The sequence below is a fragment of the Frigoribacterium sp. RIT-PI-h genome, assembly GCF_001297205.1.
Lineage (GTDB): Bacteria > Actinomycetota > Actinomycetes > Actinomycetales > Microbacteriaceae > Frigoribacterium.
Genome location: NZ_LHOZ01000034.1, coordinates 1 through 6560, shown reverse-complemented (window position 1 = coordinate 6560; position 6560 = coordinate 1). Strand labels below are relative to the sequence as shown.

Below are 6560 nucleotides of genomic sequence, written 5' to 3'. Positions count from 1 at the left end.
GGGGGGGGGGGGGGAGGGCGGCGGGGGAGCGGTCACGGTGCTGTCGACGACGACCTCCCAGCCCTGGGCGTACTCGTCCGGCGGCAGGACGAACGTGACGGTCTCGGCGCTGGCGTTGAAGTACAGGACGAAGTTGACGTCGGTGATGCGGCCGCCGCGGGCGTCACGGCCACGGATGCCGTTGCCGTTGAGGAACATGCCGACCGCCTTGGCGTAGGACTCGTTCCACTCGCCCTCTTGCATGGCGTCGCCCTCGGTCGTCAACCAGACGATGTCGGGCAGGGGCTCGCCCTCGCCACGGGTCACGGGGCGCCCGTTGAAGTAGCGCTGGCGTCGGAAGGTCGGGTGGTCGTGCCGCAGCTTGATGACCTCGGCCACGAACTCGATCAGGTCGCGGTCGGCGTTCGGCCAGTCGATCCAGCTGATCGGGTTGTCCTGCGCGTAGGTGTTGTTGTTGCCACCCTGGGTGCGACCGAGCTCGTCGCCGTGCAGCAGCATCGGCACGCCCTGGCTGAGCAGCAGCGTCGCCAGGAAGCTGCGCTGACGCTGCTCGCGGAGGGCGCGGATCTCACCGTCCTCGGTCTCGCCCTCGACGCCCGAGTTCCACGAACGGTTGTGGCTCTCGCCGTCGTTGCCGTCCTCGCCGTTGGCGTCGTTGCGCTTCTCGTTGTAGCTGACCAGGTCGCGCATCGTGAAGCCGTCGTGGGCGGTGACGAAGTTGATGCTCGCGACCGGCCGACGGCCGTCACGCTCGTACAGGTCGGCCGAGCCGGTGATGCGGCTGGCGAACTCGCCGAGGGTCGAGGGCTCGCCGCGCCAGAAGTCGCGGACAGTGTCGCGGTACTTGCCGTTCCACTCGGTCCACTGCGGCGGGAAGTTGCCCACCTGGTAGCCGCCGGGGCCGACGTCCCAGGGCTCGGCGATCAGCTTGACCTGCGAGACGATCGGGTCCTGCTGCACGAGCTCGAAGAAGGTCGAGAGGCGGTCGACCTCGTAGAACTCGCGGGCGAGCGACGCCGCGAGGTCGAACCGGAAGCCGTCGACGTGCATCTCGGTGACCCAGTAGCGCAGGCTGTCCATGATGAGCTGCAGCGAGTGCGGGTGGCGGACGTTCAGGCTGTTGCCGGTGCCCGTGTAGTCCATGTAGTGCTGCTGGTCGCCGTCCATCAGCCGGTAGTACGCGGCGTTGTCGATGCCCTTGAACGACAGGGTCGGGCCCAGGTGGTTGCCCTCGGCCGTGTGGTTGTAGACGACGTCGATGATGACCTCGATGCCGGCTTCGTGCAGCACCCGCACCATCGTCTTGAACTCCTGCACCTGCTGGCCGATGTCGCCGGTGGCCGAGTAGGCGGCGTGCGGGGCGAAGAACCCGATGGTGTTGTAGCCCCAGTAGTTGCTGAGGCCCTTCTCGAGCAGCGTGTTGTCCTGCACGAACTGGTGCACGGGCATCAGCTCGAGGGTCGTGATGCCGAGCTTCTTGAGGTGGTCGATGATCGCCGGGTTCGCGACGCCGGCGTACGTGCCGCGTTCTTCCTCGGGGATGTCGGGGTGCGTTTCGGTGAGGCCCTTGACGTGCGCCTCGTAGATGACGGTCTCGTCGTAGCTGTATTTGGGGGCGCGGTCGCCCTGCCAGTCGAAGAACGGGTTGATGACGACGCCCAGCATCATGTGCGGGCCGCTGTCCTTGTCGTTGCGCGAGTCGGGGTCGCCGAACGTGTAGGCGAACAGTGCCTCGTCCCAGTCGATCTCGCCGCAGGTGGCCTTGGCGTACGGGTCGAGCAACAGCTTGTTCGGGTTGGCGCGCGAGCCGTTCGCGGGGTCGTACTCGCCGTGCACACGGTAGCCGTAGCGCTGGCCGGGTTGCACGGTGGGCAGGTAGGCGTGCCAGACGTAGGCGTCGACCTCGGTGAACTCGACCCTCGTCTCGGTGCCGTCGTCGTCGAACAGACACAACTCGACCTTGCTGGCGGCTTCGCTGAAGATCGCGAAGTTGGTGCCGCTGCCGTCGTAGGTCGCGCCGAGGGGGTAGGGGTTGCCGGGCCAGGTGTGCATCGAACCTCCGATTGGGACTCGCTCAGCCTAGAGGCGAACGGGCGCCCCGTCCGCGCGAGGAGGGGGGGCGCCCGCCGGGCCGCTCGGGCCGGTCGCACGCCCCGTCGGGGTGGCGCTCGCTACTTCGTGACGGCCGCCAGAGCGTCGACGATCCCCTCACCGAACCAGCCGTTGTCGGCCGGGGTGCCCGTGCAGGTCGTCGTGCCGGTGGGGCACGGGGTGTCCGTCGCCTGCTGCTCGAGCAACCCGGTGAGGGCCGTGCCGCTGAGACGCGGGTGGGTGGACTTCAGCAGGGCCAGCACGCCGGCGACGTGCGGCGAGGCCATCGAGGTGCCCGATTTCGTGCCGTAGCCGCCGCCGGTCACGGTCGACAGGATCGCCGAACCGGGAGCCGCGACGTCGATGACGCCCTCGCCGTAGTTCGAGAAGCTCGACTTCGCCCCGGCCGAGGTGGTCGACGACACGGTGACGACGCCGTCGAGCTCGGTCGGGATGTCGAGGCAGCGCGAGTCGATCGGCCGGGACACCGGCGTGGTGTCGTTCGGGCTGGCGGTGTCGACCGTCTTGTTCGCGAGGTCGATCGACGAGTTGCCGGCCGCCGCCACGTTGACGATGCCCTTCTTCTGCGTGAACTGCACGGCGCGGTCCACGGCGGTCAGCACGGCCGCCTGGTCGACGTCCGAGCCGCACCAGAACTGCCACGGGTCGACGTAGTAGCTGTTGTTCGTGATGTCGGCGCCGGTCGCGGCGGCCTGCATGAAGCCGCAGATCGCGGCCTCGGGGTAGATGAAGCCGTCGTCGCTGACGACCTTGACGGCCGACATCGTCACGCCGGGGGCCACGCCGACGATGCCGACGCCGTTGCGGGCGGCGGCGATGGTGCCGGCCACGTGGGTGCCGTGGTCGCTCGTCGTGGGCTGCCAGGCGGCGTAGCTCGAGTCAGGCGTCCCGGTCAGGCAGCTCGCCGAGGCGGCCACGTCGATGTTCGGCTGCAGGTCGGGGTGATCGCCCTCGATGCCCGAGTCGAGCACGGCCACGAGCACGTCGCGGCTGCCGTCGGTGACCTGGTGCGCTTGGTCGGCCTTGATCGCCGTGAGGTCCCACTGCTGGGCCTCGAGGGGGTCGGCGACGACGGTCGTGGCCTCTTCGAGTCGCTGCTCGGGCGAGGTCGCGGCTTTCGGCTTACCGGGGTGTCCGGGGCCACCGGGCTCGCCGGGGCCACCGGGCTTGCCGGGACCGCCCGGGTGGCCGGGCCTGACGGGTTTGCCCGGGCCGGGGGCGGTCGTGCCGACGCCGTAGGTCGGGTCGGTCTCGGCGACAGCGGCGGTGCGGGTGGCTCCGGCCGACGAGACGGCCTTGTCGCCGCGCACCGAGGCGGAGAAGTTCGTGTTGCTCGACTGCGCCACGACCACGCCGAGATCGGCGTACGCGGCGATGACGCTGCCGCCGGAGGCGGCGACCGCACGCTCGACCTGCTTGGTCGCGCCCGGGTTCGCCTTCGTCGCGTTGACGACGTAGTTCATCACCGGTCCCTCGACGACCGGCAGCGTCGGCGCGGGGCCCGGCTTGCCGGGTGCGGCCGGTGCGGACGCAGGAGGCGCGGCGACGGCGGCGCCGGAGCCCACGGCGACGAGTCCCAGGGTCAGGGACGCCGCGAGGCAGACGGTCGTCACGCGGCGGCGGGTGCCACGGGCGCGGGGGTCGGTGAAGGTCATGGTTCTCCTCGTCGGGTCGCGCGTACCGGGCGGGACGCGCGGAGGGGGTGACTCGTGGAGCGCCGTGCCCGGCGATCCGACGAGCCGCTGTGCTCCTCATAGGAAGTGTGAAGAAAACGGGGCCCGGGCACAGTGGGCACTTGGGGGGACGCCGGGCGACCCCCATGCGGGGTACACCGGTGTCCGGGGTGCGGGGTAGCGTCGGGCCATGTCCTCCGATGCCGTGCGCAGCGCTGCCACTCTTCCTCCCCGCCGTCCGCTCCAGGCCCTCTCGATCGTGTCGGGGGTCGCGTCGTGAAGGTCGTCGTCATCGGGTCCACCGGCCACGTCGGTGGCTTCCTCGTCCCGAGACTCGTCGAGGCCGGCCACGAGGTGGTCGCTGTCAGCCGCGGGGCCTCCGAGCCGTACCGGCAGCACGCGGCGTGGTCACGCGTGACGCGCCTCCTGCTCGACCGCGAGGCGGGCGACGCCGACGGCACCTTCGCGGGCGAGATCGCCGGGCTCGGGGCCGACGTCGTGATCGACATGATCTGCTTCACGGTCGCGTCGGCACGCCAGATGGTCGACGCCCTGCAGGGCACGGGCACCGTGTTGGTGCACTGCGGCACGGTCTGGGTGCACGGCCCGTCCCGTGAGGTGCCGATCACCGAAGAAGCCGAGCGCACCCCGTTCGGCGAGTACGGCACGCAGAAGGCCGCCGTCGAAGAGCTGCTGCTCCGCGAGTCGCGGCGCCCGGGCGGAGTGCAGAGCATCGTGTTGCACCCGGGGCACATCACCGGTCCGGGCTGGCCGATGATCAACGCGGTCGGCAACCTCGACCTCTCGGTCTGGGAGGCCCTCGCCACCGGCCGCGAGATCGCGATGCCCGGCCTCGGGCTCGAGACCGTCCACCACGTGCACGCCGACGACGTCGCGCAGGCCTTCCAGCTCGCCGCCGAGCGGCACTCGCAGGTGGTCGGCGAGGCGTTCCACGTCGTCAGCGAGCGAGCGGTCACGCTGCGCGGACTCGCCGAGGCGATCGCGCGGCACTTCGGTCAGGAGGCGCGGCTGCGGTTCGTCTCATGGGCCGAGTTCCGAGACCAGGCGTCCGACGAGCACGGCGACGCGTCGTGGCAACACGCCTCGCGCAGCCACTCGATGAGCATCGAGAAGGCCCGCCGCCTGCTCGGCTACGCCCCGCGCTACACCTCGGTGCAGGCGGTCGTCGAGGGCCTCGAGTGGCTCGAGGCCGACGGGCAACTGACGCTGGGCTGACCCGGGCGTGTGCCGATGGGGGGTGGTCGTCCTTCGGGTCGCCTGCTCGCCGTCCGGCGAGGTCAGTCGTCCGGGGTCGTGTCCCAGCCGCCTTCTTCCTCGAGGACGATGTCGAGCCTGTCGGCGACCTCCCGTGCTCGCCTCTCTGCGTCCTCTGCCGTGCGCTCGATTCCGGGCAGGTCCTCCGGGCGGAAGAACCAGGTCGATCGGTCGCCGGGGGGCACCTCTCGTTCCCGGTCGGTGAGTTGCGCGTCGGCGCGGGCCTTCTCGAGGTCGGCCGCGGCGCGATCGCGCTCGTCGAAGGCTCGTGACGCGAGAACCACGTCCCGCGCGGGCAGGTCCGCCGCGGCCCCGGCGGCGACAACGGGATGGACCAGCACGGACGGCAGGGGAGTCGGGACGGGTGTGGCCGATGTCGTCCGCGGGACGATGACCGCGGTCACCGACGCGCCGATGACGAAAGACAGCGCGACGGCTGCGGCTGCTGCTCCGGACGAGAGGTGGATCGACGCGAGCCGGACCAGCGTCTCGGCTACGACGGCCAGGACGAGTCCACCGGCGATCGGGACGAGGCACCCGGTCGCCTCCTTCCGGCCACGGGCGGCGCGCGCCCGCGCATGGCTCGCGACGATCGTCGACGCGTCGGCCACGCTGTCCGGCGGTACGAGGTGCAGTCGATCCGGGCCCGTCCGGATCGCCGCGGCGTCGACGGCCGGCAGGTGGAAGCAGTCGGGGCGGTCGGAGGAGAGCGGCACCGAGCCATCCTCCCGCGTCACGGCCGTGGGGCCGACTGGGTCGGGTGACCGGTGATCCTCGACAGCTCGTGCACTTCCACCGGAAGCACCACGATGCGACCGTCCGTGGTGAGAAGTGACAACGGTCCGGTGGGGCGAGGTGATCCGAGGGTCCGCCGTCAGCCGCGGTGGAGGAGGTGAGCCGTGACGGCGGCCTGCCACGAGGGGCCGTAGCGGGTCGTGCCGGCCGCGGTGCGGACGACGAACGCCCCGGCCCGGTAGGTGAGTCGTCCGTGGCTGACGAGCTGCTCGCCGAAGCGCTCGGCGATCGACCACGTGTCCGACGACTCGAAGCTGATCGCCACGGGGAACCGTGAACGCGGCAGGTGCACCTCGACCGGGGCTGCTTCGGCATGGGTCGGGAGGCGCCCGAGGAGCATCGGGGGAGGCAGAGCGGAGGCGGGGGGGACCACGGAGTTCCGTTCGGCGGTCGGCGGTTGGGCCAGGGCAGAGGAAACCCCCTCCCGCACGAAGGCGGAAGGGGGGACCACCGGGATGACCGGCCCTCGAGGAGCGAGGGCCGGTGCGTCGTCACGGAGACGACCCGGGTTCCGGGTCACACCACGCCAGGCGCAGTGCGACCCTGGGGTCAGACCGGCGTACAGCCGGTCTCGGGTACTACTCCGTGGCGGCGGTGATCTTCGCGACGCCGACGAGCATCTCGTCCTGGACGGCGTCGGTCTTGAAGGTCTGGTTCAGCAGCGCGGCGGCGTCGGGGCTGATGTGGACGGTGGTGCCCTCGAGG

5 protein-coding genes are annotated in these 6560 nt (G+C 71.0%); 1 reads left to right on the top strand and 4 read right to left on the bottom strand.

Annotated elements, in window-relative coordinates:
- Window positions 1–2052, bottom strand: a 2052-nt coding sequence (gene glgX, locus AEQ27_RS02415) for a glycogen debranching protein GlgX (protein ID WP_054145242.1), incomplete at its 3' end; no start/stop codon positions are given.
- Window positions 2053–2171: 119 nt separating this feature from the next.
- Window positions 2172–3767, bottom strand: coding sequence for a S8 family serine peptidase (locus AEQ27_RS02410; RefSeq protein ID WP_054145241.1), 1596 nt, complete (start codon window positions 3765–3767; stop codon window positions 2172–2174).
- Between the two features lie 294 nt (window positions 3768–4061).
- Here AEQ27_RS02410 and AEQ27_RS02405 point away from each other — a divergent pair, with 294 nt between their 5' ends.
- Window positions 4062–5021: an NAD(P)-dependent oxidoreductase gene (locus tag AEQ27_RS02405; RefSeq protein ID WP_054145240.1), complete on the top strand. Its 960-nt coding sequence runs from the start codon at window positions 4062–4064 to the stop codon at window positions 5019–5021.
- 62 nt (window positions 5022–5083) lie between these two features.
- On the opposite strand, the gene AEQ27_RS02400 is transcribed toward AEQ27_RS02405, so the two are convergent.
- Both AEQ27_RS02400 and AEQ27_RS02395 read right to left on the bottom strand, forming a co-directional pair.
- Window positions 5084–5776, bottom strand: a complete 693-nt coding sequence (locus AEQ27_RS02400; protein ID WP_152970096.1) for a hypothetical protein — start codon at window positions 5774–5776, stop codon at window positions 5084–5086.
- Between the two features lie 158 nt (window positions 5777–5934).
- Window positions 5935–6195 carry a hypothetical protein gene (locus AEQ27_RS02395; protein WP_054145238.1) on the bottom strand — a complete coding sequence of 87 codons (261 nt, stop codon included), beginning with the start codon at window positions 6193–6195 and terminating at the stop codon, window positions 5935–5937.
- Between the last annotated feature and the right edge of the window lie 365 nt (window positions 6196–6560).